Origin of the sequence: Micromonospora sp. NBRC 107095 (assembly GCF_030269705.1) — a bacterium.
GTDB lineage: Bacteria > Actinomycetota > Actinomycetes > Mycobacteriales > Micromonosporaceae > Micromonospora > Micromonospora parva.
This window is the reverse complement of the sequence record NZ_BSTU01000008.1, coordinates 1-26,704: the sequence shown is the minus strand read 5'-3', so window position 1 is coordinate 26,704 and position 26,704 is coordinate 1. Positions and strand designations below refer to the sequence as shown.

Sequence of the window (26,704 nt, the reverse complement as noted above, 5' to 3'; positions counted from 1 at the left end):
GGCCTGTTCCGGAGCGCCTCCGGACGGTGGTTCGGTGGCCGGGGCGCGGGTCACCGACACGCTCAGGCCCGGCCGTTTCGGGTGAGCACGAAGCCCAGCGGGGTGACGCCGGCGGCGCGCAGCCGCTCCACGAGGCGTCGCAGGTCGCTCTGCCGGGTGCGGTCCCGCTCGACGACCACCACCGCGCTGCCCTGCCGGGCGACGGCCACGCCACGCTCGTCGGACTCGGCCGGAGGGGCGTTGAACAGGACCAGACCGTGATCGGCGCCCTGTCGCCAGGTGCCGAACCGGACACTGCCCACTCCCACGGCAACCTCGTCCGGGGCGACGACGCGATTGTTCTCCGGGCGGGCGGACGACACCCGGGGCAGGGTCAGCGTGGCGTCCGGGTCGGTGGACGGGCGGGCGCCGGGCGGGTGCGGGGAGGGCCGGCGGGCGGGTGCGCCGTCAGTGGTGGCACCGGCGGTCGGTGTGCTGCCGGCCGGTCGGGGCTTGGGCACCAGCGGCCGGGAGGGGTCGATGGGCAGTCGTCCCCGGTCGGCGAGCACACTGGCCCGCAGCCGCTCGATCCGGCCGCTGTCGTCGGCGACGAAGACCTCCCGGCCGTCGACGGCGAGCGCCACCGCGAGCCCGGCGGTGAGCGCGGTGGCGTCCTCCCGCGCGCTGAGCAGCGCCACCCGGGCGGGCTGCCGGACCCGCTCGGCGACCGCCATCGCCACGTACCGGACGTCGGCGTCGACCGCCCGGGGGCTGCCCCGGAACGCCGGTCGGCGCACCGTGCCGAGCAACGGCAGGCCGGAGGCCTCCCGGCCGTCGGCGATCGAGCGGACCCTCCGGTCGGTCGACTCCCACAGGTAGGCCAGCACGATGCCGACCAGGGCGCCACCGAGCAGGCCGGCGACCATGTAGAGCGGCCGGTGCCCGGCGGAGGTGACCAGCGCCTTCTCGGCGGTCTGGGTGACCCAGCCGGGGTTGACGTCGACGGCCGCGATCTCGGTACGGGCGGCGTTGAGCTGGGTGAGCTGGTTGTTGATCCCGGCCAGCTCGGCCACCAGCGCGTCGCCGGCCGCGGTGTCCTTGGCGGTGTTCGCCCGCTTCTGCAACGCGGTCTGCTGGGCAACGACCTTGGTGATGCTCTCGTCGTAGGAACGCAGCATCTCGGCGCGCTGCTGCTCGTACATGGCCCGGCGCACGTTCAGGTAGGCCTCGGCGGCCATGTTGGCGCTCTGCACCGCCCGGTGCGCGTCGCGCGCCTGGTAGGTGAAGCGCAGGATCTGCCCGCCGGTGGGCACCTCGACCTCGAGCGCGTTGCGGATGTCGCGCGGGTCGCCGCCGGCCGACTCGGCGAGCCGCTGCACCACCTCGGTGCCGGTGGCGATGCCGCTCTCCACGTTCATGTTGACCGCGCGGTCGGCGCCCGCGCCGCTGGGGGTGAAGGCGTCGGTCACCACCGGTCGGACCGCGACCACCGCGCTCGCGGACAGCGCCGGCGGCACCAGCAGCACGTAGCTGAGCGCGGCGAGCAGACCGACCAGGGCGACCGCCGCCACCAACCGCAACCGGTGCATCGGCACCCGCAGCAGGTCGGTCAGTGTCACGGCCCGGGAGGTGCCGGAGGACGGGCCGTCCGTGGGCCAGGAAGCGGGCGCTGCGTCAGTCATGGAACTTCTTCACCGTCTGTTGAGGATTGCCGACGACCACGACGCCGGGTGGTACGTCCGTGCGGACCACCGTCGCCGCGCCGACGACGCTGTCGCGGCCGACCCGCACGCCCTTCAGGACCAGGGCGTGCGCACCGACCCAGACGTTGTCCTCAAGGACGATCGGGGCCCGGGTGAGCGGGCCCGGCGGTGCGTGCCGCTGTTCGGGGGGCAGGTTGTGGAAGTCGTTGTCGAGCAGCTCGCAGTCCGACAGGAGGCACCGGTCCCCCACCGTCACCGACGTCCAGGTGCCGATCCAGGTGGCGTTGAGCAGGCAGTCCGCGCCGACGCGCACCTCGCCGGGGCCGGCGAAGCGGACGAGCTTGTTCAACCGGGTGCGGTCACCGATGGTCACCCGCACGCCGCGGCGCAGCCGGATCCGGCCACGGATCTCCACGTCCCGGCCGAGCGTCAACCGCCGGTAGCGGAGCCGGTACCAGCCGCGTTTGACCGCGAAGACCAGACGCACCGCGCGTCTCGTTCGGATGCCAGCGGCGCCGAGCAACGAGCCTCCCCCACGTCGCGGGGCCGGTGGCGGCGGTAGCCGCCACCGGCCCTACGTGAACAATCTACCGATCCTCCGTTACGAACGGTTGACCGTTACTCTACGGAGAAGAACGTCGATGGGGTAGACCAGGACAACTCGGGCGTCGCGGTGCTGACCACGAAGCCGGTGGCACCACTGACCACGGCGGCCGGCGCGGCCGTCGGATCGAACGCCACACTGCGCAGGTTGCCATCGGTGGCCCCGTAGACGATCCGACCGTTCACCCAGGCCATCCCCCGCACACCGGACCAGTTCTGCCCGGTGCTCGGCAGTGTGAACTCGGTGGCGCCGAGGTAGTTGCCGTCGATCTCGAAGTAGCGGTAGAAGAGACTGTTCGCCCCGGTACGGGTGTAGTAGAGCCTGCCGTCGAGGAAGAAGGCACCGGTCAGCAACGCCGGGTTGTACCAGTCGTTGTAGCCGGACGCCTCCCACGGCGAACCGATCGCGCCCCCGTTGAAGAGCGAGACGTCGATCCGGCTACCGGTGGGCGTGCCGGCCACCGTGTGCGACCAGTAGATCCGGTCGTCCACCCGCCACGTCGCACCGGCCGCCGTGTACGCGGGCTGGCTGACAGTGGTCGCGGTGCCCAGCGTGGTGCCGTCGAACGGCACCTTCGCCACGGTGCCCGGGGCGGTGCTCAGGTAGAGGTTGCCGCTGGCGGCCGACGGCGGGTTCTTCGGGGCGATCGTGCGCCCGCCGGCCAGCGGGAACATGCCCAGCCGGCCGTGGTACTCGTCACCCATGCCGTCGGAGTTGTGCCCGAAGTAGAGGCCGTCCGAGCCGCGCCACAACACCGGTACCGACGAACCCCACGCGGTGGTGCCGGCGGGCATCGACGCGCTGCCGCTGCGGCGCGGGTTCCAGTTCACCGGCATGCCGGTCGCCGGGGTGACGGCGGCGATGCCGAGCCGGTCGATCGCCCCGTTGCCGGCCTTGTCGCTGGCGTTCGGGTTGTTCAGCCAGCGGAAGTGCCCGCCCAGGTAGATGACGTTGTCCGCCACCTCCACCGAGGTGATGGTGTCGTTACCGGTGAAGTCGACCCACGTGGCGAGCTGGCCACTGCCCCGCGCGGCGGTCTCGAAGCGGACCAGGGCGTCGCAGTAGGCGGACGGCCAGCCCGCGCCACCGTTGGTGCCGACCACGAACCAACTGCCGTCGCCACCGAACTTCACGTCCTGCACGTAGTGCACGAAGGTCGCCGGCGAGGCGCACGGCGCGACGAACTTGTCGCTGCTCCAGTCCAGCACCGTGGGCGTCCCGGAGACGTCCACCAACGCCATCTGGTTGCGCGGCAGGTCGTTGACGAGCGTGAAGTTGCCGCCGACGACCAGGGTGTTGCCGTCCGGCGCGACGTCGATGGTCCAGACGTACGACGTGGTGCTGTGCCGCCCCACCGTGGCGTCGATGCTGAAGTTCGGGTCGATCGCGCCGGTGGTCGCGTTGAGCCGGCCCAGACCCACGTGCGCGGTGCCGTTGAGCCAGTTGAACGCACCGGCCACGTACAGCCAGTTGCCGGACAGCGCCAGGTCGCGGACCGTGCCACCGTCGGAACGCCCGACCCAGCTGTCGATGATCGCGCCGGTCGACGGGTTGAGCGCCACCAGGTTCTTCCGGGAGACGCCGTTGACGTTCTTGAAGGCGCCGCCGACGATCAACGTGCCACCGGGGCCGGCGATGAGGGTGTTGACAGCGCCGTCGAGCACCGGCAGGAACGTGGTCGACATGGTGCCGGTGGTCCGGTCGTACGCGAACAGGTAGCGCTGCGTGATCCACGCGGAACTGGCGGTCTGCCGGAGCTGGGTGAAGCTGCCGCCGACGAAGACCGTGTTGCCCACCTGCGCGAAGGCGCGGGTTTCACCGTCCCGCGCGTGCGGGGTCGCGTCGGCGGGGTTCGCCGACACCAGCGTCGCCGTCGTCGGGGCCGGTACCACAGCGGCCGACGCGGTGGTGGGCACGCCCAGAGCTGCGGCGATGATCGCCAACGCGACCATCCCCGCCCGAGTACGACGTCGTCCTGCGGAACGCCACAAGTGCGGAAGTATGGGCACGCTGCGCCTCCAGATTGGATGAGAACCCGGGGTAGCGTGCCTCGTCCAGCCTGGTTAACAAAATCCGCCGATTGGGCGGTGCATGAATCCGCAAGCCGACAGAACGCCGGAGGATCGGTTGCGCGACCCCCCGACGAACGCCGTCCGGTCAGTTCACTCGGGTCGTCAGCGGCTACCTCCGGTGGGTTGCCGCAGGTAGGCGTCCTTGCCGGCCTGCGTGAAGCCCGCAATTGCCGCGGCGTCGTGGTTCATCGTCATGTCGCAGGTCGACGTGCGGCTGGTCATACCGGCCGAGTTGAAGTAGATGGCCGCCTTGATCTTCGGGTGCGCCTTCAGCGCCGCCGGGAACTCCTGGAACCAGCGCTGCTTGGCACCCGGGTCGGCGGAGTTGAAGTTGGTGCCGAACTCGGCGAGCATCCGAGGCTTGCCGGCGCCGATGCCGTTGTCGTCCAACCAGCGGTAGAAGCCGCCAATCGTCGTGCTCGGGCTCTTCCACACCGTGCTGCCGTTGCAGACGTGGAAGTTGTACGGGTCGTAGGCGACCCAGTCGACGTACCGGTCACCGGGGTACAGGCCGGCGTACCGGGAGTAGTGCCCCGACCAGCCCATCATCGTCCAGACCCAGACCGCGTTGGTCGCGCCGGCGCTGGCGAACCGCTCGTGGACGTAGCGCCAGGCCCGTACGAAGTCGGCGTCGCTGCCCTTGTTCGGCTCGTCCTCCGGCTCGTGGTCGAAGCCGATGAACACCGGTACGCCGGTGGCCCGGATCCGGCCGGCGACCGCGTCGATCGTCGCGTCCTGCTTGCCTCCGTAGACATCGGACCACTTGAGGGTGGTGCCGGCGGAGAAGTCGCGGGACTCCCAGGCGAAGAACATCAGGCGGCCTTCGCGCATCTGCTGCTGTTCGTACACGTCGGGGAAGGCGCCGTTACTGCCGGAGTTGGAGAAGTCGTGGTAGCGGTGCACGATGTCGAACTTGCGCCCGACCTGCGCCTCCACGTCCGCGACGGCCTTGCCGTGGTCCCAGCCGCCGGCCGCTCCGGCCGGCGAGTACATGCCCCACCAGGCGCCACAGGACGGGACGAGCTTGTCCGAGACGGACCCACACTTGCCGGCCGGAAGGGTGCCGGTGGGGCTCGGGGTCGCCGTCCGGGTCGGGGCGATGGTCGGCGACGGCTTCGGCGCGGCGGTGGTCGGTGACGCGCTCGGCGCCGGCGGCGGCGCCGGCCGGGTGGTCGTCACCGGCGACGGCCGGGACCCGAGGTCATAGCTGATCACCAGGCTGGGTCGCAGGTCCGGGTTGCGGTTCTCGACCGACGCCCAGTAGATCCGGCTCTCCAGGCCACTCTGCGCCAGCGAGACCGTCCAGGTGCCGTTGCCGGTGACCAGCTTGGAGACGTCCCACTCGTTGACGCCCTTGGACACGCTGGTCACGCTGTCCAACGCTGCGCCGGCCGGCGTCAGCGGAGGCCGCGACTCGCGGGCGCTCAACGGCGACGCGTGCGCCGTCACCGTGGCGGCGAACTGCTGCCAGGCATGCATCCGCAGCGTCGCCCGGACGTTGACCGCGGCGGCCGGCACGGTGGTCACCGCGAACTCGATGACCGCCTCGCGGGCACCGCGCGGGTTGCCGTCGCAGCGCGTCGCGCAGGTCGCGAGGGTCGTCTTGGCCGCGTTGTCACCGTCCTGCGTCACCGCGGTCGCGGTGGTGTCCGCCGCCGCCCGGATCGACAGGTCGTCGCTGGCCAGCAGCGGCATCATGGTCGCCACGATGCCGGCCACCACCGAACCGCCGACCACGCCGATGGCAATCGCCTTACGCCGGGGTCCGGAACGGAACCGGGTGATGCGGTGCAGTCCGTGCCTGGTCAAGGAAACTCCCTGTGTCTGCGTCCATAACGGTGAGCAGCGTATCGATGACCAGCACAGGTCGCAGGTAGGACAGTTTTCCGTAAGCGCGTCTTAACCGTCAGCTAAGGTGTGGACGCTTCAGCCGGCGCGAGCCGTCGCCAGCGCGGCGGCCATCGCTGCCCTCGGCGCGGCCACTCCGGTGAACTGCTCGAACTGCCCGACCGCCTGGGCCAGCAGCAGATCCAGGCCCGAGACGATCCGGCAGCCTGCCGCGTCGGCGGCGGTCGCCAGCGGTGTCGGCCACGGGTCGTAGAGCGCGTCGAAGAGCACCGTGCCCGGCCGCCAGGCCACCGTGCCGGCCAGCGGGTCGGCGACTCCTTTCGGCACTGTGGAGACGACCACGTCGGCGGTCGAGAGGCGCCGGGGCGCATCGGACCATGGAGCGGGCGTCAGCGTGACACCCAGCTCGTCGGCCACCGGTCGTAGCTCGTCGACCGCCTCCGGTCGGCGGGCCACCACCGTCACCGCCGAACAGGCCAGCTGCGCGGCGGCGGCGAGCGCGGCGCGGGCCGTCCCACCGGCACCGAGCACCGTCACGGCGGCACCGGCGCTCACCCCGGCGTCGGTGAGGACGTCCACCATGCCGGCGACGTCGGTGTTGTCCGCGTACCAGGAGCCGTCCGGACGGCGTACCAACGTGTTGGCCGCGCCGACGGCGGCGGCGACCGGCGAGGCGGCGTCGGCCACCGCGAGCGCCGCCTCCTTGCCCGGCATGGTCACCGACAACCCGGCCCACTCCGGGCCCAGGCCGGCGACCAGATCCGGCAGCTCCGCCGCCGCGCACTCGATCCGGGTGTACGACCACCCGGTCAGCCCCGCCGCCGCGTAGCCCGCGTTGTGGATCACCGGGGAGAGGGAGTGCGCGATCGGTGTGCCGAGCACCGCCGCCCGCCGTCGAGACTCCATCAGATGATGCCGGCCTCCTTGGCCCTGGCCTCGTTACGCTTCTGCTCCTCGTACGTCTCGGCGAAGGCGGAGTGGCCCTCCTTGTCGATCGCCACGAAGAAGAGCCACTTGCCCGGCGGCGTGTTCATCGCCCCTTCCAGGGCCTCCTTGCCGGGGTTGTTGATCGGGGTCGGGATCATTCCGGGCAGCTTGCGGTTGTACGGGTTCTTCGGGTCGTCCAGCTCGGCCGCGGTCATCTGCTTGGACGACTTGGTCGGCTTGCCGATCGACTCCAGGTAGTAGTTGACGGTGACGTCCATCTCCAGGCAGTTGCACGGGAAGTCGCCGTACGCCCGGTTGTAGGCCACCCGGGCGACCTTGCCCAGGTCGTCCTTGTTGCCGGCCTCGGCCTGGGCCAGGGAGGCCACGATCAGCGCCTCGTACGGGCTGACCTTGCGCTTCTCCTGCACCTGGTCGGCGAACTTCATCTCTCCGGTGACGGAGAGGAAGCGATTCACCATCAGCTTGAGGATGCTCTCGGCGGTGGACTTCGGCGGAATCTCGTAGGTGTCCGGGAAGAGGAAGCCCTCGACGGACTTGACGATCTTCTTGCCGTCGTCGCGCTTGAACCACCAGTCCGGGACGCCGAGCGCCTCCGGGTCCTTCGCGGCGGCCTGGAAGTCCTTGACCGGGATCTTGGTCTTCTCGGAGAGCAGCTTGTAGATGTTGAAGCTCGTGCGGCCCTCGGGGATCGTCAACCCGTTGACGATCTTGTTCTTCAGGTCCAGCATCGCGGCGACGGCGTTCTCACCGCTCATCTGCTTGCGCAGCTTGTACGTGCCCGGCTGGATGTTCTTGCTGCGGGAGTTGGCCTCGGCCGCCTCGATGAAGGCCTTCTGGCTCTTCACCACGTCGGCCGCCACCAGGGCGTCGGCCATGTCGGCGAGCAGCGCGCCGTTCTTGATCTCGACGGTGATCTCACCGGCCCCGCTGCCGTCGTAGTCGGGGGTGACGAAGTAGTTCTGGATCCGGTCGAAGCCGTAGAACGCGCCGCCGCCGATCGCGCCCAACAGGACCAGGGCCATCAGCAGTGCCAGGAATGTCTTGCCTCGGCCGCCGCCGGACCCGCTCTTGCGCTTGCGGAAGCCGCGCCGGTGCCGACCCTTCTCCCCCCGCTCTGGCTCGTCGAACCCAAGGTCCAGATCGTCGATCATTACGTCCGCCTCCGCTGCGCGTCCAGCCAGCTCTGCAGGATCTCCACCGCGGCCGCCTGATCGACAACCGCACGTTGACGTTTACCTCGGACGCCACGCTCGGCAAGCCTACGAGAAGCGACCACGGTCGACATCCTCTCGTCAGTGAGCGTTACCGGGACAGGCGCTATCACATCGACCAGTCGGTCAGCGTACGCCTTCACGTGGGCGGCCGCAGGGCCGTGCTTGCCGGCGAGATTGACCGGAAGGCCGACGACAACCCCCACCGCCTCGTGCTCGGCCACCAACGCGGCCAGCTCGGCGAGGTCGCTCGGCACCGCGTCCGGCGCCGCCGTGAGATCGCGGGCCAGGGTGACCAGCGGCGTTGCCAGGATCCCGTCCGGGTCCGAGCGGGAGACACCCACCCGCACCTGACCGACATCCACGCCGATCCGTACCCCACGCGTCAACTCAGCCACCGACGGTCACCACCGGCCGGGTACGAACCAGGGCGGACCAGATGGCCCGCCCTGACCCACAGTAATGGTCGATCACGCCTCGGTGATCGCCTTCTCGACGGTGAGCAGCAGGTTCGGCGCCTCGGCCGCGGGCAGACCGCCGCCCTGCGCCAGGTCCGGGCTGCCACCGCCGCGCCCCGAGAACGCCGCCTTCACCAGATCCGACGCCGCCAGGCCCCGGCCGCGCGCCGCCGCGTTGACCGCCACCACCAGGGACGCCTTGCCGTTCGACCGGGCCGCCACCGCGACCACCGCCGGCCGCGCCGGGTCGATCTTGCCGCGGATCTCCTGGGCCAGGGTCCGCACGTCGTTGCCGGCCGCGCCCTCCGGTGCCTCGGTGCCCACGTACGCGACCCCGCGCACGTCCTTGGCCTGCGCCGCGAGCGCCGCCGCGCCACCCAGCACCAGCTGGGCGCGCAGCTTCTCCAGCTCCTTCTCGGCGTCGCGAAGCTGGGTGACGGTCTGCTCCACCCGGTCGGCGACCTGGTCGTTGGGCACCCGGTACAGCTCGGCCAACCGGGAGACCAACAGGTGCTCCTTGGCCAGGAAACCGAACGCGTCCATGCCGACCAACGCCTCGACCCGGCGGACACCGGAACCGATCGACGACTCGGAGAGGATCTTCACGAGGCCGAGCTGGGCCGAGCGGGCCACGTGCGTGCCGCCGCACAGCTCCCGGGCGTAGTCACCCACCTCGACGACCCGCACCTCCTCGCCGTACTTCTCGCCGAACAGCGCCATCGCGCCGATCCGCCGCGCCTCCTCCAACGAGGTGATGAAGGCGTGCACCTCAAGGTCGGCCAGGAGCACCTCGTTGACCTGCTGCTCCACGTCACGCAGGACGCTCGGAGACACCCCCGTCGGGGTGTTGAAGTCGAACCGGAGCCGACCGGGGGCGTTCAGCGACCCGGCCTGGGTGGCCGACTCACCGAGGAAGTTCCGCATCGTCTGGTGCACCAGGTGGGTGGCGGTGTGCGACCGGGAGATCGCCCGCCGCCGGGTCGTGTCGATCTCGGCGAAGCCGGCCTCACCGGCGCGCACCTCACCCCGGATCACCCGGGCCCGGTGCACGATCAGACCGGGCACCGGCTGCTGCACGTCGAGCACCTCGACCTGCCCGCCACCGACCGTGATCATGCCCTGGTCGGGCTGCTGGCCACCACCCTCGGCGTAGAACGGGGTGGTGTCCAGCACCAGCTCGATGGTGTCGCCCTCGGTCGCCGCCTGGCGCGGGCCGTCGACGCCGAGCAGCGCCCGCACCGTCGACTCGCGGGACACCTCGCTGTAACCGGTGAACGTCACCGGCCCACCCGCGTCGAGCACCGAGCGGTACGCCGACAGGTCCACATGCCCCGTCTTGCGGGCCTGCGCGTCCGCCTTCGCCCGGGTCCGCTGGTCGGCCATCAACCGCCGGAAACCCTCGTCGTCGACGGTGAGGCCCTGCTCGGCGGCGATCTCCAGGGTCAGATCGATCGGGAAGCCGTACGTGTCGTGCAGCTGGAACGCCTTCGCCCCGGACAGCGCGGAGCCGCCCGCCGTGCGGGTCTCCGCGATCGCGGTGTCCAGGATCGTCGTCCCCGCCCGCAGGGTGGACAGGAACGCCTCCTCCTCCGCGTACGCGTAGTCCGCGATCCGGTCGAAGTCGGTCGCCAGCTCCGGGTACGACGGGGACATGCAGTCGCGGGCCACCGGCAGCAGCTCGGGCAGCGCCCGGTCCTGCCAGCCGAGCAGTCGGATCGACCGGATCGCCCGACGCATGATGCGGCGCAGCACGTACCCGCGGCCCTCGTTCGACGGGGTCACCCCGTCGCCGATCAGCATCAACGCCGTCCGCACGTGATCGGCGATCACCCGCAGCCGGACGTCGTCCGGGTGCGACTCGCTGGCCACGTGCCCGGAGTGCGCGCCGTACCGCTTACCGGTCAGCTCCGCCGCCCGGGTCAGGATCGGCCGGACCTCGTCGATCTCGTACAGGTTGTCGACGCCCTGCAGGATCGAGGCCATCCGCTCCAGGCCCATGCCGGTGTCGATGTTCTTCGCCGGCAGGTCACCCAGGATCGGGTAGTCCTCCTTGGTCGTACCCGGGCCCCGCTCGAACTGCATGAAGACGAGGTTCCAGTACTCCATGTAGCGGTCCTCGTCGACCGCCGGCCCACCCTCACGGCCGTACTCCGGGCCCCGGTCGTAGAACAGCTCCGACGACGGGCCGCACGGCCCGGGAATGCCCATCGACCAGAAGTTGTCCGCCTTGCCCCGGCGAACGATCCGCTCGGCGGGCACCCCCACCGACCGCCAGATCTCGTACGCCTCGTCGTCGTCGAGGTAGATCGTCGGCCAGATCCGGTCCGGATCGAGCCCGTAACCACCCTCGGCGATCGGCTTCGTGGACAACTCCCACGCCAGCGGAATCGCCCCGGCCTTGAAGTAGTCACCGAAGGAGAAGTTGCCGTTCATCTGGAAGAACGTGCCGTGCCGGCTGGTCTTGCCGACCTCGTCGATGTCCGGCGTGCGGATGCACTTCTGCACGCTGACCGCCCGCTGGTACGCGGGAGTCTGCTGACCCAGGAAGTACGGGACGAACTGCACCATGCCGGCGTTGACGAACAGCAGGTTCGGGTCGCTGATGGCGGGCAGCGGAGCGGACGGCACCACGGTGTGGCCATTCGCCTCGAAGTGCGCGAGGTACCGCCGCTTGATCTCCGCCGTCTTCATCGCTGGTGTTCCTCCGGAAAGATTTCTCGATCGCCGATCCGCGGGTCTTCCCGCAGCTCGGCGAACTGATCGTCGAACGCCTCGCCCTGGGCGAACGCCTGGTGGATCTCCTGCTCGCGTTCGGCCATCCCGACCCGGACGTCCTCCACGAAACTACGCAGCGACTCAACGAGGCCGCCAGCGGATTCCGTCAGCGAGTTGGCGATGCCGGCCGGCGTGTACGCCTGCGCGGTCCGGGTCGCCCTGCGCACCACGATCACGCCGACGGCCACCCCGATGCCGAGCCAGAACAAGCGCCTCATGTCCCGCTACCCTCCTGGTCCGGCCGGTCAGCTGTTGCCGCGTCGCGCGGCCCGTCGCTGCTGCTTGATGGTGTCGCGCACCTGGCGCTCGGTCTCGGCGTGCCGACGGCCGGCGGCGGCCTTCCGCACGCCGTAGCCGAACGCGGCCACCTTGACCAACGGGTTGGCGGCCGCGGCGGAGACGACGGTGGCCAGGTTGGCGACGTTGGCGGTGACGTTCTGCGCGTGGCTGGTCATGGTGTCGACCTTCGCCAACTGCAGGTTCACCCCGTCGAGCGAGGTCTGCACCTGCTCCAGCGCGGTGTTGACGTTCTTCACCGTGGTGTTCACGTCACCGAGCAGCGGCGCGGTCCGATCGTTGAGGTCGTTGATCATGCGGGTGGTGGCGTCAACCGTGTGCCGCAGCCGCAGGATGGGCAGCGTCAGGATGAGCACCAGCACCGCGAACGCGGATGCCGCGATCAGCGCCGCGATCGCTCCAATGTCGCCCATGCCTGTCCTCCTCATGCAGAGTTCCGCAGGACCCGACGTCCCCGGAACGCACAACCATGACACCCGTACCGGCCGCCGAGCCGTCGGCGTTCACCGGCGGCGGGCGTGCCCGCCAGCCCCAGACCCTACCGTCCGTGATGGAGACCGGCTCAGGACGGTGAGGGTGTCAGCTCGCCCAGCGGATCCGCACTGACGGTGGGGAACGGATCCTCACCGGTCAGTGACGGGTCGGTGGTCGGCTGCGGCCTGGTCCGCTCGTCGTCGATCGCATTGCGCACCTTCACCGACACCAACGAGCCGGTGCACTCGGTCGCAGCGGCCGACGGGTCACCGGACGGCACGACTGCCGGCTCGCCGTCCACCGGCGGTGGCACGCAGGTCGGCTCGCGGACCCACAGGTCGAGGGTCAGCTCGTCGCGACGCCAGCAGGTGTAGCTGCCCTTCGTCTCCTGCTCCGGACAGCGGCTCACCTTCCACGGCCGCCACCCGTCCGCACGCAGCGCGTCCTCGTAGACCCGCGCGGTCTCCTCGGGCGCCTTCTCCGAGGTCACGGTCCGCTCCCGCAACCGGCAGTCGATCAGGCACCACCGGCTGCCGCTGACGTCGTCGACGGTCTTAGCGGCCGCCCAACCGGGCACGTTGAGCTGGTCCAGGTTGTCGAAGACCGGGTCACGGCTCAGCGTCCGGAGGCCGAAGAAGAGCGGCACCGCGCCGAGCAGCACGACGCTGACCAGCACCAACACCGCCGCGCGTAGCCGGCGCCGCTCCCGGGTCTGTCGGCGTTCCTCGGAACGGGCACCGGGCGCGGCGTCGTCCGGCACGTCCTGGCCGGCCGCGCGCAGCGCCGGTCCGTCGGTGGGCTCCGGCGCCGGCCGGTCGACCGGAGCGGACGCGGAGGGCACCACCACGGCGGCGCGCGCCACGCCGACGGGCTCGCCGGCGCGTGCGGGCGGCGGCACCGGCGCGACACCGCTCGGTTCGGCACGACCGGGCTCCCGATGCGGGGGCAGGGCCCGCCCGGCGGCGCGGTCGGCCGGCGAGGGTCGGCCGACCGGCGCGCCGCCACGGGCCGAACCCGCCGGCCCCGGTTCACCGGTGGTCCGCTCGTCGGTGGGCGGCTGCGCACCGGGCGGACGGACGGCGGCGCGAGCCGGACCGTCGGGACGTGAGCGTGGCGGACCGTCCCCAGCCGGCGGCACCGCCGCACGGGCAGGACCGTCCGGACGGGTCGCGGCCGCCTCCACACCCGGGCCGGGGCGCACCGGGCCGTCAACGCCCCGACGTCCGGTCCCGGGTGCCGGCGCGTCGCCGGGGATGGGCCTCGCCCGGCCGGGTGGGGTGGATCGGGCGGCGCCCCGAGCCGCGGAACCGACGCCGGGGGCGGGTCGCCCACCGCCGTAGGTGTCCTCGCCGGTGTCGTTGGCGGGCCCGGGTCGACCGGGACCGGCCGTACCGTCGGGACCGGGCTCGGCTGCCGGACGACGTCGTCGGCCGGTCGGGTCCGGGGTGGGCGCTGCGTCCGGACCGGGCCCCGCCGCGGCCCGGCCGCGCCGGACGGTGGGGTCGGGAGTGGGTACGGCCGCGGCGCCCCGACCACGGGCGGGCCGCTCGCCGGGGGCCGGCGGATAGGGCGAAGCCTGCTCTCCGGTCGATCCCAGCGGATCGGGCCGGACGCCGCGACGACCGGTGGGTGCGTCAGCGCCCGGATCGACCGGCGGGCCGGCGGGCCGGCGGGCAGCGGTGCGCTCGGCGGCCGGGTCCGGCACGGCGAGACGACCGGACGCCTGGTCGGCGTGCTCTCCCGGCCCGGTGGGCGACGCCGGACGGCGCGCTCCGGCCGGAGGGCTGCCCTCTCGGCGGTTGACCACCGGCAGGCCCGGGTCGGTGTGCGGCAGGCGGCCGGCCTGGCGCAGCCAGTCCGCCGGCCGCTCCGGCCGGTCCACGCGGGGTTCGCCACGGGGTGGCGTTCGGCGTTCCGGTTCGTCGGAGACGACCCGACGCCGACCGGTGCCGTCGGCGGGGCCGACGGTGGGCAGGGCGCCGCTGTGTGCGCCGGGCGCCTCGGGCATCGACGACGCGCTGCCCGAGCGGGGCCCGGGCGGCACCTCGCCCGCACGCGGCACGGGCGGCGCGTTTCCTGAGCGGGGCACCGGTGGCGCGTTGCCCGAGCGGGGCACCGGTGGCTCGTCGGGTTCCGCGGCGCGGCGACGGCCGCCGGCTGCCGGACGGGGACGCTCGGCGGCGGGCCGTTCGACGGGCTCGGCGGCACCGGGGTCGCCCGGGCCGGGACGACGCCGGGCGGCGCGCGGCCCACGATCGACGGCGGGGTCGGGCCGCGGGCCGTCCATGGTCGGCGGCACCACGCCAGCCGGCGCGCCGTCGAAGCGGGTCGGCCCGCCGGTGGTGGGTGCTCCGGCGGCCAGCGCCGGGTCGGGTGTCGGGCCGGCGGCTCGTCGACCGGCGGGCATGCCGTCGGCGGGCGGCCGGGCACGGCCGGGCTCGACCGGCTGCTCCGGGCCGGGTCGGCGGACCGGCGGGCCGGCGTCCGGACGGCGCAGCGGCGGCATCGCGTCGGGATGTCCGCCGGGCCCGGTGGTGTCCGGACGACGCCCCGGCGCAACAGCGGCGTCCGGACGACGACCGGCCGGCGCGCCGGAGACCGGTGGGCCCACGGGTGGGCCAGGAGGGGCTGCCGCACCGCGAGAACGAGCCGGGCCGCCGGGCGCGTCGGGTGCCGGGCGGGGCCCCTGCGGGCCGGGCGGGTCACCCCCGCCCGGGCGGGCGGTGGGTGGCGACGGCGGTACGGCGGCGCGGGCGCCGGGCACCGGCTGCACGCCGCGGCGCGGTGGCTGCCCGGGTGCGCCGGGTACCGGGGCGGGTGGCCGGTCATCCGGGCGGCGGCCCGCTGGTGGCGTCTCCCCCGGCCAGGGGCCGTCGACCGGCCGACGGGCGGCGACGCCCGGCTCACCCTGGCGTGGGGTCGGCGGCGCCGAGGCCTCCGGCCCACCGCCACGCGCTCCGGGCGGCTCTGCCGGCGTACGCGGGGTGGCCTGGACCGGCGGCCCGGCCGGGTCTGCGGGCGGCATGCCGCCACGGGGACGGTTCGGCTCCGCCGGTGCGCCGTCCGGGCCCAGTTCGGTGCGTTGCTGCTTGGCGGAGCGCAGGTCGTCGATCCAGCCGAACTCCTCGCCGGCGACCGGCTCCTCCGGCTCCGGCTCGGCCGCCCGGCCACGACCCCAACGGCGGGTCTTGGCACGCGGATCGCGCCGCTCGTCCGGGCCCTCGTCCGGGCGGTCCCCACCACGCGATCTCACTGTTGACCCTCTCCTGCGGCCTCGGTGCCGCTGTCCTGCATCATGCCGGGGGCGCCCGTGTCCGTCGTCGGACGGGCGACCCCCGGGGATAGCGCTGGCGCGTTCTGCGCCGTTACGGACGGCTCGGATGCCGGCGTCGGCCGCGCGGCCGGGGCCGGCAGACCACGCACGATCCGGCGCAGCAGCGGCAGCCGGCCGGCCACCGACCGCTCCGCGCCGTGCGGGCTGGGCTGGTAGTAGTCGGTCCCCACCAGGTCGTCCGGAACATACTGCTGGGTGACCACGCCGCGCTGGTCGTCGTGCGGGTAGCGGTAGCCGGTCCCGTGGCCCAACCCACGGGCACCGGCGTAGTGCGCGTCGCGCAGCCCCCGGGGCACCGGGCCACCGCGACCGGCCCGGACGTCGGCGATCGCGGCGCCGATGGCGGTGGTGGCCGAGTTCGACTTCGGCGCGGTGGCCAGGTGGATCACCGCTTGGGCCAGGTTGAGCTGCGCCTCGGGCAGGCCCACGTACTCGACAGCGTGCGCGGCGGCGGTGGCGACGCTCAACGCGGTCGGGTCGGCCATGCCCACGTCCTCGCTGGCGAAGATGACCAGGCGACGGGCGATGAACCGGGCGTCCTCACCGGCGACCAGCATGCGGGCCAGCCAGTGCACCGCGGCGTCCACGTCCGAGCCGCGCATGCTCTTGATGAAGGCGCTGACCACGTCGTAGTGGGCGTCGCCGTCACGGTCGTAGCGCACCGCCGCCACGTCGACCGCCTGCTCGGCGGTGGCCAGGTCGATCCGCCCGCCGCCGAGGGCCGTGGCGGAGGCCGCCGCCGCCTCCAGGGCGGTGAGGGCCTTGCGGACGTCACCGGCGGCCAGCCGGACCAGGTGGTCCTCGGCCTCGGCGGTGAGGGCCAGCGCACCGTCCAGGCCACGCTTGTCGGTGACAGCGCGGCGCAACAGGCCCCGCACCGCCTCGTCGTCCAAGGGTTGCAGGGTGAGCAGCACGCACCGCGACAGCAACGGTGAGATGACCGAGAAGTACGGATTCTCCGTGGTCGCCGCCAGCAGGGTGACCGTGCGGTCCTCGACGGCGGCGAGCAGCGAATCCTGTTGGGTCTTGCTGAACCGGTGCACCTCGTCGATGAAGAGCACTGTCTGCGGGCCGCCGGAACGACGCTGGCGGCGGGCCGTCTCGATCACCGCCCGGACGTCCTTCACCCCGGCGGAGAGCGCCGACATGGCCACGAAGCGGCGGTCGGTGGCCCCGGCCACCAGGTGCGCGATGGTGGTCTTTCCGCTGCCCGGCGGGCCCCAGAGGATCACCGACATCGGTGCCCCGCCGGAGACCAGTTGCCGCAGCGGTGCACCGGGAGCGAGCAGGTGCTCCTGCCCGACCAACTCGTCGAGGGTGACCGGGCGCATCCGGACCGGCAGGGGCGAATCGTCGGCCACCGCGGTGAAGCCGTCGACACCGGCGGGACCGTCGGGCGCGCTGCGCGACCCGGTCGGTTCACCGAGGGAGAAGAGGGCGTCGGACTCCATCACGAAGACAGTACCGGGCCGGGCCCACGACGCCGGAATCGCGCCGTGGGCCCGCTGCCAGTGATCGGTTCCGGTCAGCCACGCCCGGGACGCCGGCCCCGGTACCAGCGGCCGCCGCCACCACCGCGCGGGCCGCTGCCCACGCCGGCCAGGTAGAGCGAGAGCAGCAGCAACCCGATCAGGACGAGGGTGTTCCAGTTGAACAGGTCCGGCGCTCCGAAGTCGGTGCCGAGCAGGTCGAGCAGCAGGGCGAAGCCAAAGACGATGGCCGCGAGAATGGCGAGCATGTCGGTCCTCCGGTGGGGGTTCCCAGTAGGTCGGCGCGTGATGTACCCAATCGGTCGGCTCGCCAATCTCCACCGTGGATGCACCCGCGCCACGACGGCCCGACGCCGGCACTCCGGGACCGGCTTCTAGGCTGGGCAGCATGATCATCGACGACCAGGTGCTCCAGGACCGGAGCGCCATTCTGGCCGCCGTCGCGCACCACCCGTTCGCCCGGCACGCGCTCGGTGCACGCCCGCCGGTGCGTGGCTATCGGCGCGACGGTGCCGTGCTGTGGCTGGTCCCGCCCGAGCAGGGACCGGCCGGCTGCGCGATCGGCCCGGTCGAGCCGGCACTGGAGATCTGCGTCGCGCTCACCGCCGACGGGGCGCTGCGCTCGGGGCACCGGCTGCACCTGCCCCGCCACGATCGCGCTCTGCTGGCCGACCGGCTGGCGGTCGCCGAGCACAGCGACTGGGACTTCCACTGGACCACCGCGCCACCGCCGGCCCAGCCGGACGAGCAGCTGGTGGTCCGCCTCACCGACGCCGACCAGCCGGAACTGGCGGCGCTGGTCGATCAGTCGTTCCCCAGCAGCACCTCCCGACCCGGCGACCCACGGGTGGTGGACTGGTACGGCATCCGGGTCGGCGACCGGCTGGTCGCGTGCGGCGCGGACCGCAGCCAGGGCGACATCGGTTTCCTCGCCGGGCTGACCGTCGCCCCCGACCAGCGGGGCCGAGGGCTGGGCGCGTCCCTGACCGCGGGGATGACCCGGGCGCTGCTGGCGCGCCACGACACCGTGGGGCTCGGCGTCTACACGCACAACGTCGGCGCGGCCCGGCTCTACCGTCGGCTCGGCTTCACCGACACCCTCCCGCTCAGCTCGATCCGCCTCGCCTGACCGGCGATCCGGCCGGTCAGGCGAGGTGTCTTCGCTAACGGTCGGCGGCGGGAACCGGGACCGCTGTCGGCTCGACCGCGGGCGCGGCCCGACGCCCGGCCCGCCAGGCGGGCAGGTACAGCGGGGCGGCGACGGCCAGCACCACAGCGCCGACCACCATCGCGGTGCCGACGCTGGTGGCGGCGGCCAGTGCGGTGAGCACCACCCCGCCGAGCGCGGCGGCAGGCTGCGCCATCATCGAGTTCAGCGAGAGCACGCTGGTCCGGTACGGGCCGTCGACCTGCCGGTGCAGCAGCCCACTGTGCAACGGGTTGGACGCGCCGTGCACGGCGTAGCAGGCCAGGTAGGCCACGAGCACCCCGACCGGCCCGGCGAGCAGCCCCATCCCGACCACCGTCACGCCCTGCAGGACGCGCAGCAGGGCGGCACTGGGTGCCGCGCCGAACCAGCGCAGCAGCAGCGGGGTGAGCGCCGCTCCGGCGGCCGAGGCGAGCCAGGCGGCCGAGTTGGCCGGCCCGAGCACCGCGGCGGCGCGTTCCGGGTCACCGATCACCTCGGCGAGTCGCACCGGCAGCAGCGACTCGAAGGTGATCATGCCGAAGCCCCAGAACAGCTCGACGGACACCAGCGCCAGCAGCACGCGGGACCGGCGCAGCAGCCCGATCGCCTCGCCGATCATCCGGGGCGCCTGGGCCACCGACGCCCGCACGGCGACGAATCCGGTCGCCGGCCGCCGCTCGACCAGCAGGGCGAGCAACGCGACCAGCGCGAGCGCCTGCGCGACGATCGCGGCCAGCACGGGCACGGTGAGCGCGCTGATCGGACCCATCGGGCCCAGCGCGACGAGGCCACCGCCGATCAGTGCGCCGCCACCGATCGCCGCACCGGAGACAGCGCCGGCGTGCCCGAGGCCCCGCTCGTACTCGGCGGTCGGGTCGGCGGCCAGTGTGGCGTCGACGTACCAGGACTCCAGCGGGCCGCTGTCCAGCGCCCGGTAGATCCCCTGAACCGCGTAGACCAGGAAGAACATCCAGAACGACTCGGCCACCGCGAACAACGACAACGAGACCAGGCTGAGCACCCCGGCGACGATCAGCACCGGACGGCGACCGAGGGCGTCCGCGAAGCCGCCGGTGGGCAGTTCCAGCGCCAGGACCAGCAGGCCCTGCGCTGTGTAGACCAGGCCGATCTGCGGCAGCGACAGGCCGCGTTCCTGCATCAGCAGGATCATGACCGGGATCATCAGGCCGGTGGGCAGCCAGCGCAGGCCGTAGAGGGTGAGGTAGCGACGCCGCACCTGGCGTACGGTCAGCGCGCTCATGACACCACCTCTGTCACTCCTCGCGCTCACTGGAGGCCCTCGCGCAGCGGATAGGCGGCCAGGAAGACCTGCACCGGGCGGGCCTCCGGGTCGGTGGCGACGGGCTCGGCCTCGCGGTGGTAGCGCTCCAGCACCTGCCACACCTCCGCCTTGAGTTCCTCCAGTCGGTCGGGCGGGATGGTCATGAAGATGTCGCCCATGCCGAAGCCGTCCCGCCAGGCGGGTGACCACTCGTGCTGGGTGGCGAACCAGCGCTCGGCGGTCTCGACGAGGAGACGCACCTGGTCGCCCTGGATCCACTCGATCGCGGCACGTGCGTCGGGATCGTCGTCGAAGTCGCTCGGCTCCCAGTTGGTGACGTCGTGCGCCGCCCGCCACCACCGTTGCCGCCCGCTGCCCCGGTCGTGGTCCTCGACGACGAGCCCGACCTCGGCGAGTTGGCGCAGGTGGTAGCTGGTCGCGCCGGTGTTGGTGCCGAGTAGTTCGGCGAGGGCGGTGGCGGTGGCGGGCCCCTTCACACGCAGGGCGCCAACCAGCCGCATTCGCAGCGGGTGCGCCAGGACCCGGACCTGCCGCTTGTCGATGCGGACCTCACGTAGTGCCGCCCGCGGCACGTCCTCGTCGTTCGCCATATCTGCACACTATCTCTGCACACTTTCTATGCACAAGTGTTGTGCATAGAAAGTGTGCACGATCAGCGGGCGAGAACTTCGCGTACTCCCCGCAGTCGGGTGCGCAGCAGGCCGGCGGCACGGGTGGAGTCGAGGCGTACGTCCAGGGGACGGACCACACCGGTGGCCGCGCTGGTGGTGGTCTTCAACCCGGCCGGATCCAGGCCGTACCGCTCGGCGACCAGCAGACCCAGCTCGACTCGGCTGACCGCGTCCGCGCCGGCCACGTTGAGCAGACCGGCGTACGACGAGACGACCAGCTCCAGCACGGCGTCGGCCAGGTCGGTGACGTCGATCGGGCAGCGCAGCTCGTCGCTGAACAGGGTGGCCCGGCCGGCGAGCGCGTCCCGGCAGAGCTGGATCTGCTTGCTGCCCTCGCCCAGGATCAGCGAGGTCCGCACCACTGCCGCGCCGGGGTCGATCGCCCGCACGGCGGTCTCGGCGGCGGCCTTCGCGGCCCCGTAGGCGTGCACCGGCGTGGGTGGTTCGTCGTCGAGGTACGGCACGGGTCGTCCGGCGTGCAGCGCATCACTGGACAGGTGCACCAGCCGGGCACCCACCTCGGCGGCGGCGAGCGCCACGTGCGCGGCCCCGTCGGCGGTCACCGCCCAGTCCTCGTACCGGTAGGGGGTCGCGACCACGGCGTCCGGCCGCACCTGGGCGACCAGCGCACGCACGGCGGCCCGGTCGGTCACGTCCAGTCGACGCGCCGCGACACCCGGCACCGTGATCTCACCGGAGTGAAACGTCCCGACCACCGAGAACCCGGCGTCGACCCCCCGCCGACAAACCTCTCGACCCAGTAACCCGCTACCCCCGACGACAAGCACCCGCATCCAGTCCCACTTCCCCACAGACGATCAAGAGGTTTGCGTCATCTCGCGGGGCGATGATGACGCAAACCTCTTGATCAACCAAGCGAAGGGCGGACGGAGATGGCTCAGACCGGGTCGGCTACCGGGGCTGCCGGGCCCGCGGTGCCGGTGTGGGCCGCCGCGGCCGGCTTGGGCTTGGCGTCGATGCCGGCCTCGGCGCGCTGCTGGGCGGTGATCGGGGTGGGAGCACTGGTCAGCGGGTCGAAGCCACCCCGGGTCTTCGGGAACGCGATGACCTCCCGGATCGAGTCCGCGCCGGCGAGCAGCATGCAGACCCGGTCCCAGCCGAAGGCGATACCGCCGTGCGGCGGGGCGCCGTACTTGAACGCCTCCAGCAGGAAGCCGAACTTGTCCTGCGCCTCCTCGGCGGTGATGCCGAGCAGGTCGAAGACCCGCTTCTGCACGTCACCCCGGTGGATACGGATCGACCCGCCGCCGATCTCGTTGCCGTTGCAGACGATGTCGTACGCGTACGCCAGGGCCCGGTCCGGAGCCTCCTCGAACCGGTCGACCCACTCCGCGTTCGGCGAGGTGAACGGGTGGTGCACGGCCGTCCAGCCACCCGCCCGGCCGTTCTCCTGGTCGGAGGCCGGCTCGAACATCGGCGCGTCGACCACCCAGCAGAACGCCCAGGCGCTCTCATCGATCAGGCCGGACCGCTTGGCGATCTCGACCCGGGCCGCCCCGAGCAGCTCCTGCGCGTCGCGGGTGTTCGTGCTCGCCGCGAAGAAGACCGCGTCGCCCGGCTTGGCGCCGACCGCGTCGGCGAGCCCGCCCAGGTGCTCGGCGGACAGGTTCTTCGCCACCGGGCCGCGCGCCTCGCCGGTCTCGGCGTCCAGCACCACGTACGCCAGGCCCCGGGCGCCACGCGCCTTCGCCCAGTCCTGCCAGCCGTCCAACTCCTTGCGGCTCTGCGCCGCGCCGCCCGGCATGACCACCGCGCCGACGTAGCCGCCCGCGTCGATCGCCCCGGCGAACACCCGGAACTCGGTGCCGCGCAGGTACTCGGTCAACTCGGTCAGCTCCACGCCGTAGCGCAGGTCCGGCTTGTCCGAGCCGTACCGGGCCATCGCGTCGTGCCAGGTGATACGCGGGATCGGCCGGCTGATCTCGTGCCCGGCCAGGTCCTTCCACAGCGCCGAGACGATCGCCTCGCCGAGGTCGATCACGTCGTCCTCGGTGACGAACGACATCTCGATGTCGAGCTGGGTGAACTCCGGCTGTCGGTCGGCGCGGAAGTCCTCGTCGCGGTAGCAGCGGGCGATCTGGTAGTACCGCTCCATGCCGCCGACCATCAGCAGCTGCTTGAACAGCTGCGGCGACTGCGGCAGCGCGTACCAGCTGCCGGGCTGCAGGCGCACCGGCACCAGGAAGTCGCGGGCGCCCTCCGGCGTCGAACGGGTCAGCGTCGGGGTCTCGATCTCCAAGAAGTCCCGCTCGTGCAGCACACCCCTGGCGAGCTGGCTGGCGCGCGAGCGCAGCCGCAGCGCGTTCGCCGGGCCGCTGCGCCGCAGGTCCAGGTAGCGGTACCGCAGTCGGATGTCGTCGCCGGCCTCGATCTGGTCGTCCACCGGCAGCGGCAGCGGCGCCGCCTCGGAAAGCACCTCCAGCTCGGCGGCGGTCACCTCGACCTCGCCGGTGGGCAGCTCCGGGTTCTCGTTGCCGGCCGGACGGCGGGTCACCTCGCCGACGACCTTCACGCAGAACTCGTTGCGCAGCGCGTGCGCGTCCTCCTCGCGGAACACCACCTGGACAACACCGGAACCGTCGCGCAGGTCGACGAAGATGACCCCGCCGTGGTCGCGGCGGCGGGCCACCCAGCCGGCGAGCGTCACCGTCGAGCCGGCGTCCGCGGCGCGCAGGCTTCCGGCATTGTGGGTACGGATCACGGCTGGCAACTCCTCATCGTGGAACAGTCCTCACCCGCATTCTGTCAGGGGTGGCCGCTTCGCCTCCGAGCACCCGGCAGGCCGGCACGATTCGCTGGTGGGGTGGACCGGCGAACCCGACTCCCCCGGCAGCCGCGCCGGTTAACGTGGCGAAATGCGGCCCGTACCGAACTGGGCCGTCGCCACGGCGGCGGCGGCGCCCGTGTTGCTGGTGGCCGGTTGGACGGTGGCGGAGTCCCGACAGCCCGTCGGGTACGACCCGGTCCGGGACACCATCAGCGAGCTGGCGGGGCAGGACGCCACCGACGCCTGGATCATGGTGGTGGCCCTCGTGCTGCTCGGTTGCTGCTACCTGTCCGTCGCCGCCGTCCTGCACGCGGCCGGGCTGCCCAGCCGCTTCCTGCTCGCGATCGGCGGCGTGGCCACCATCGCGCTCGTCGCCTTCCCCCGGCCGCCGGTCGGCGGCTCGGTCAGTCACGGCGTCACGGCGACGGTCGCCGTCCTCGCCCTGGTGCTCTGGCCGGCCGGTTCGGCACTGCGGCTTCCGCGCGGCCACGACACCGAACACCCCGCCCGGCCGGAGCCACCCTGGGCGTTCCGCCGGTCGGTGGGGTTGAGCGCCACGCTCGTGCTGCTCGCGCTCTTCGGCTGGTGCGCGTTCGAGGTGACCAGTGGGTCCCGCACCGGGTTGGCCGAGCGGGTGACGGCGGTGGCGGTCTCCCTCTGGCCGCTGCTGGCGGTTCTCTCCGCCCGGCGGGCGCACCTCGCCTGGTCTGCCGGCGGCACCGTGCGGGTGGGCCCGGACCTGCCGACCATCGGCGTCGTACCCCCGGACCCGCTCGGACCGCCGAGCGGGCCGGCTCCCGGGCGACCCGACCGGCTGCCGTGAGTCGCCGCCGCGCCGGCGGGTTCGGTGGCCGCGAACGCGACGCGGGCCGCCGGAGTGTTCCGGCGGCCCGCGATCGGTGCGTGGATCAGAAGACGCTGACGCCGTAGCGGCTGAGCGCCTCGGTGACCGGCTGGAAGAAGGTCGTGCCGCCGGTGCGGCAGTTGCCGCTGCCACCGGAGGTCAGGCCCAGCGCGGTGGTGTTGGCGAACAGCGAGCCGCCGCTGTCGCCCGGCTCGGCGCAGACGTTGGTGCGGATCAGGCCGGAGACCGAGCCCTCGGCGTAGTTCACCGTGGCGTTGGTCGCGGTCACCGAGCCGCTGCGCAGGCCGGTGGTGCTGCCGGAGCGCTGCACCGCCTGGCCGACCGACGCGTTGCCGGCGCCGGTGATGTCCCGGAAGCTGCCGTTGTAGAGGGAGACGTTACCGGCGGCGTTGGCCGAGTTGTTGTGCCGCACGATGCCGTAGTCGTTGCCCGGGAAGCTGGTGCCGGTCCGGGTGCCCAGCAGCGCGGTCTGGGCGGAGTTCGAGTACCAGCTCGACGAGATGTTGGTGCAGTGCCCGGCCGTCAGGAACGAGTAGGTGCTGCCGCTGCGCACGTTGAAGCCGAGCGAGCAACGCCCGCCGCCACCGGCGTAGATGGCCTGGCCACCGGAGATGCGGGTGCTCAGCACGCCCGCCTCGGCCTCGATCCGGACCGCGCCGTTGGCCCGCGCGGCGGCGGCCTTGACCTGCTCCAGCTTGGCCCCGGTGACGGTGCTGTCGACGGAGACGACGACCTGGTTGGTGACCGGGTCGCTCCACCAGGCGGTGCCCGGGATCTTCGCGGAGCGCTCCAGCTCGGCGGTGGCCCGGTTGAGCTCGGCCGCGCCGCGGCTGACGTAGCGGACGACGGCGCCGGCCTTGCTGGCCTTGCTGGCGGCGGCCGCGTCGGTCACCGTGACGACGGATTTTCCGCTGGCGTCGATGTACGAGCCGGCGGAGCGGTCGCCGAGTTCCGCGGCGATCGCGGCGGCGGCATCGGGCGACGCGGCGGGAGCGGCCTGAGCCGGCGCGCCGATCAGCGAGCCGACGACCAGGCTTCCGGAAACGGCGACGGTAGCCGCAACACGGAATGAGGACCTCGTGGGTCGCATGTAACAACCTCCAGGGCGGGGGAGCGGGTCTCACCGGGGGCGGCTGACCCGAGGGCAACCCGGCCGATCTGGGGAAACCGGCCGACTGAGACTGAAGTATTCACATACTTAAGATCATTAACAAGGCTTGAATTCGCCCGAATTCACCGTCCTTGATCGGCCACACGGCCGCAACACCCTCGACACGCTGGTGAACAGGTACCGTCACACCCGTCCGGCATCCGGTCCATCGAGGAGTGAACAACCATCGATGCGTTGCCGCGCGCCGGGCATGGCGTGCACCGCCCTCCGGGACGGGCACGACGGCGAGCGCCGGGTGGTGGGCGCGACCCGGTGAGCGCGCCGCGTGATCGGCGCGGCGCGACGAGCGCCGTCGGTCAGGGGGTACGGCGACGGGCGCCGGGACCCGGGCTGGGCACCACGTCGCGTGGCCGACCGACGTCGTGCCCGTCGGCGCAGCGCAACTCGGCGCGCACCTCGGCGCCGCAGTCGCGGTGGGAGACGCTCAGCGGTGGGCCGTCCGCGTCGGCGAGGTACCGGTCACCCCAGCCGAGGACGGCGACCAACACCGGCCACAGATCCAGACCCTTCTCCGTCAGCCGGTACTCGTGGCGCAGGCGACTGCCGGGCTCCCGGTACGGCTCGCGACTGAGCACGCCCTGCTCCACCAGGCTGGCGAGCCGGTTGGTCAGCACCTGGCGCGGAATGCCGGTACGCACCCGCATGTCGTCGAAGCGGCGCACGCCGGTGAACACCTCGCGCAGGACCACCAGCGTCCACCGCTCACCGAGGATCTCCATCGCGCGGGCGATGGTGCAGTTCTCCACTGACCAGTCCAGAGCCGTGGGTCGCATCCGACCAGGCTAAGTCTCGTTGACAGACTCAGCAACCGGCTGCCAGGCTGCGTCCATGACGCAGACGCAGGAACCAGCGCGAAGTCGTACCTTCACCTGGGCGGACCCGTCGGTCAACGCCGCCCAGGTCGGTCGACGCAGCGGCCTGGACATGCTCCGGGCGATGATCGCCGGCGAACTGGCCGCGCCGCCGGTGATGCACCTTCTCGACATGAGCCGGATGGAAGCCGACGAGGGCCGGGTCGTGGTCGAACTGACCCCGCAGGAGTTCCACTACAACCCGCTCGGCAGCGTCCACGGTGGCGTGCTCTCCACCCTGCTGGACACCGCCGCGGGGTGTGCCGTGCACACCACCCTGCCGGCCGGCGTCGGCTACACGTCGCTGGACCTCAACGTGAAGTTCCTCCGCCCCGTCACCGTCGACAGCGGCACCCTGCGCTGCGAGGGCACGGTGCTGCAACGCGGTCGCCGCACGGCCCTGGCCGAGGCCCGCGTCACCGACGCCGCCGGCCGCCTGACAGCCCACGCCACCAGCACCTGCCTCCTCCTCCCCCTCCCCTAACCCCTGAACCTCCTACCCCCCATCCCCACCCACTCCCACCCATCCCCGCCGAGTTGATCATGAAGTTGTTGCCCCGACACGCCGACGCGGGTGGCAACAACTTCATGATCAACCAGAGGGGGTTACCAGCTGGTGGGGAGGGGCATTCCTTCGGTGAAGCCGGCGGCGCTCTGCACGCCGACGATCGCC

General features: G+C 72.5%; 22 protein-coding genes. 3 read left to right on the top strand and 19 right to left on the bottom strand.

Annotated features, from left to right (window positions below; all coding sequences use genetic code 11):
* Nucleotides 1-62 precede the first annotated feature (62 nt).
* The 13 genes from QSK15_RS31145 to QSK15_RS31085 form a co-directional block, all read right to left on the bottom strand.
* On the bottom strand, nt 63-1,661 hold the full coding sequence (locus QSK15_RS31145; protein ID WP_285797627.1) for a lipopolysaccharide biosynthesis protein: 1,599 nt from the start codon (nt 1,659-1,661) through the stop codon (nt 63-65).
* The gene (locus QSK15_RS31140) at nt 1,654-2,169 is read right to left on the bottom strand and encodes an acyltransferase (protein ID WP_245233720.1); all 516 of its coding nucleotides are present in this window, start codon (nt 2,167-2,169) and stop codon (nt 1,654-1,656) included. The genes QSK15_RS31145 and QSK15_RS31140 overlap by 8 nt, the downstream gene beginning before the upstream one ends.
* 131 nt (nt 2,170-2,300) lie before the next feature.
* Nucleotides 2,301-4,238 (bottom strand): hypothetical protein, encoded by a 1,938-nt coding sequence (locus QSK15_RS31135; protein WP_285797626.1) that lies wholly within the window; start codon nt 4,236-4,238, stop codon nt 2,301-2,303.
* Nucleotides 4,239-4,460: 222 nt separating this feature from the next.
* Complete coding sequence (locus QSK15_RS31130) at nt 4,461-6,167, bottom strand: glycoside hydrolase (protein WP_285797625.1); 1,707 nt, start codon at nt 6,165-6,167, stop codon at nt 4,461-4,463.
* Between the two features lie 117 nt (nt 6,168-6,284).
* On the bottom strand, nt 6,285-7,112 hold the full coding sequence (locus QSK15_RS31125; RefSeq protein ID WP_285797624.1) for a shikimate dehydrogenase: 828 nt from the start codon (nt 7,110-7,112) through the stop codon (nt 6,285-6,287).
* Complete coding sequence (gene mltG, locus QSK15_RS31120) at nt 7,112-8,305, bottom strand: endolytic transglycosylase MltG (protein ID WP_285797623.1); 1,194 nt, start codon at nt 8,303-8,305, stop codon at nt 7,112-7,114. The genes QSK15_RS31125 and mltG overlap by 1 nt, the downstream gene beginning before the upstream one ends.
* Nucleotides 8,305-8,763 (bottom strand): Holliday junction resolvase RuvX, encoded by a 459-nt coding sequence (gene ruvX / locus QSK15_RS31115; protein ID WP_124857577.1) that lies wholly within the window; start codon nt 8,761-8,763, stop codon nt 8,305-8,307. Before ruvX ends, mltG begins: the two co-directional genes overlap by 1 nt.
* A gap of 72 nt (nt 8,764-8,835) precedes the next feature.
* On the bottom strand, nt 8,836-11,514 hold the full coding sequence (alaS, locus tag QSK15_RS31110; RefSeq protein WP_285797622.1) for an alanine--tRNA ligase: 2,679 nt from the start codon (nt 11,512-11,514) through the stop codon (nt 8,836-8,838).
* Nucleotides 11,511-11,816, bottom strand: coding sequence for a hypothetical protein (locus QSK15_RS31105; protein ID WP_285797621.1), 306 nt, complete (start codon nt 11,814-11,816; stop codon nt 11,511-11,513). The genes alaS and QSK15_RS31105 overlap by 4 nt, the downstream gene beginning before the upstream one ends.
* Before the next feature lie 27 nt (nt 11,817-11,843).
* A complete protein-coding gene (locus QSK15_RS31100; RefSeq protein ID WP_030335603.1) occupies nt 11,844-12,308 on the bottom strand; it encodes a DUF948 domain-containing protein in 465 nt (154 codons plus the stop codon).
* Nucleotides 12,309-12,457: 149 nt separating this feature from the next.
* Nucleotides 12,458-13,129: a hypothetical protein gene (locus QSK15_RS31095; protein ID WP_285797695.1), complete on the bottom strand. Its 672-nt coding sequence runs from the start codon at nt 13,127-13,129 to the stop codon at nt 12,458-12,460.
* A gap of 2,489 nt (nt 13,130-15,618) precedes the next feature.
* Nucleotides 15,619-17,154: a replication-associated recombination protein A gene (locus QSK15_RS31090; protein WP_285797620.1), complete on the bottom strand. Its 1,536-nt coding sequence runs from the start codon at nt 17,152-17,154 to the stop codon at nt 15,619-15,621.
* A 74-nt stretch (nt 17,155-17,228) separates the two neighbouring features.
* Nucleotides 17,229-17,441, bottom strand: coding sequence for a hypothetical protein (locus QSK15_RS31085; protein ID WP_124855015.1), 213 nt, complete (start codon nt 17,439-17,441; stop codon nt 17,229-17,231).
* 140 nt (nt 17,442-17,581) lie between these two features.
* Here QSK15_RS31085 and QSK15_RS31080 point away from each other — a divergent pair, with 140 nt between their 5' ends.
* Entirely contained in the window at nt 17,582-18,322 is a 741-nt protein-coding gene (locus QSK15_RS31080; protein WP_285797619.1) for a GNAT family N-acetyltransferase, read from the top strand.
* Between the two features lie 34 nt (nt 18,323-18,356).
* On the opposite strand, the gene QSK15_RS31075 is transcribed toward QSK15_RS31080, so the two are convergent.
* From QSK15_RS31075 to aspS, 4 genes are all read right to left on the bottom strand, one after another.
* Nucleotides 18,357-19,643 carry an MFS transporter gene (locus QSK15_RS31075; RefSeq protein WP_285797618.1) on the bottom strand — a complete coding sequence of 429 codons (1,287 nt, stop codon included), beginning with the start codon at nt 19,641-19,643 and terminating at the stop codon, nt 18,357-18,359.
* 26 nt (nt 19,644-19,669) lie between these two features.
* Nucleotides 19,670-20,275, bottom strand: a complete 606-nt coding sequence (locus QSK15_RS31070; protein WP_285797617.1) for an ArsR/SmtB family transcription factor — start codon at nt 20,273-20,275, stop codon at nt 19,670-19,672.
* Between the two features lie 62 nt (nt 20,276-20,337).
* Nucleotides 20,338-21,150, bottom strand: coding sequence for an SDR family oxidoreductase (locus QSK15_RS31065; protein WP_285797616.1), 813 nt, complete (start codon nt 21,148-21,150; stop codon nt 20,338-20,340).
* Nucleotides 21,151-21,254: 104 nt separating this feature from the next.
* Entirely contained in the window at nt 21,255-23,078 is a 1,824-nt protein-coding gene (gene aspS, locus QSK15_RS31060; protein WP_285797615.1) for an aspartate--tRNA ligase, read from the bottom strand.
* Nucleotides 23,079-23,232: 154 nt separating this feature from the next.
* On the opposite strand from aspS, the gene QSK15_RS31055 reads away from it, so the two are divergent.
* Entirely contained in the window at nt 23,233-23,967 is a 735-nt protein-coding gene (locus QSK15_RS31055) for a DUF998 domain-containing protein (protein ID WP_285797614.1), read from the top strand.
* A gap of 85 nt (nt 23,968-24,052) precedes the next feature.
* Here the strand turns inward: QSK15_RS31055 and QSK15_RS31050 are convergent, their stop codons facing one another.
* Both QSK15_RS31050 and QSK15_RS31045 read right to left on the bottom strand, forming a co-directional pair.
* Nucleotides 24,053-25,099, bottom strand: a complete 1,047-nt coding sequence (locus tag QSK15_RS31050; RefSeq protein ID WP_285797613.1) for a S1 family peptidase — start codon at nt 25,097-25,099, stop codon at nt 24,053-24,055.
* A gap of 377 nt (nt 25,100-25,476) precedes the next feature.
* The gene (locus QSK15_RS31045) at nt 25,477-25,953 is read right to left on the bottom strand and encodes a winged helix-turn-helix transcriptional regulator (protein WP_285797612.1); all 477 of its coding nucleotides are present in this window, start codon (nt 25,951-25,953) and stop codon (nt 25,477-25,479) included.
* A gap of 55 nt (nt 25,954-26,008) precedes the next feature.
* Between QSK15_RS31045 and QSK15_RS31040 the strand changes: the two genes are divergently transcribed.
* Entirely contained in the window at nt 26,009-26,515 is a 507-nt protein-coding gene (locus QSK15_RS31040; protein ID WP_279518525.1) for a PaaI family thioesterase, read from the top strand.
* The last annotated feature ends 189 nt before the right edge of the window (nt 26,516-26,704 follow it).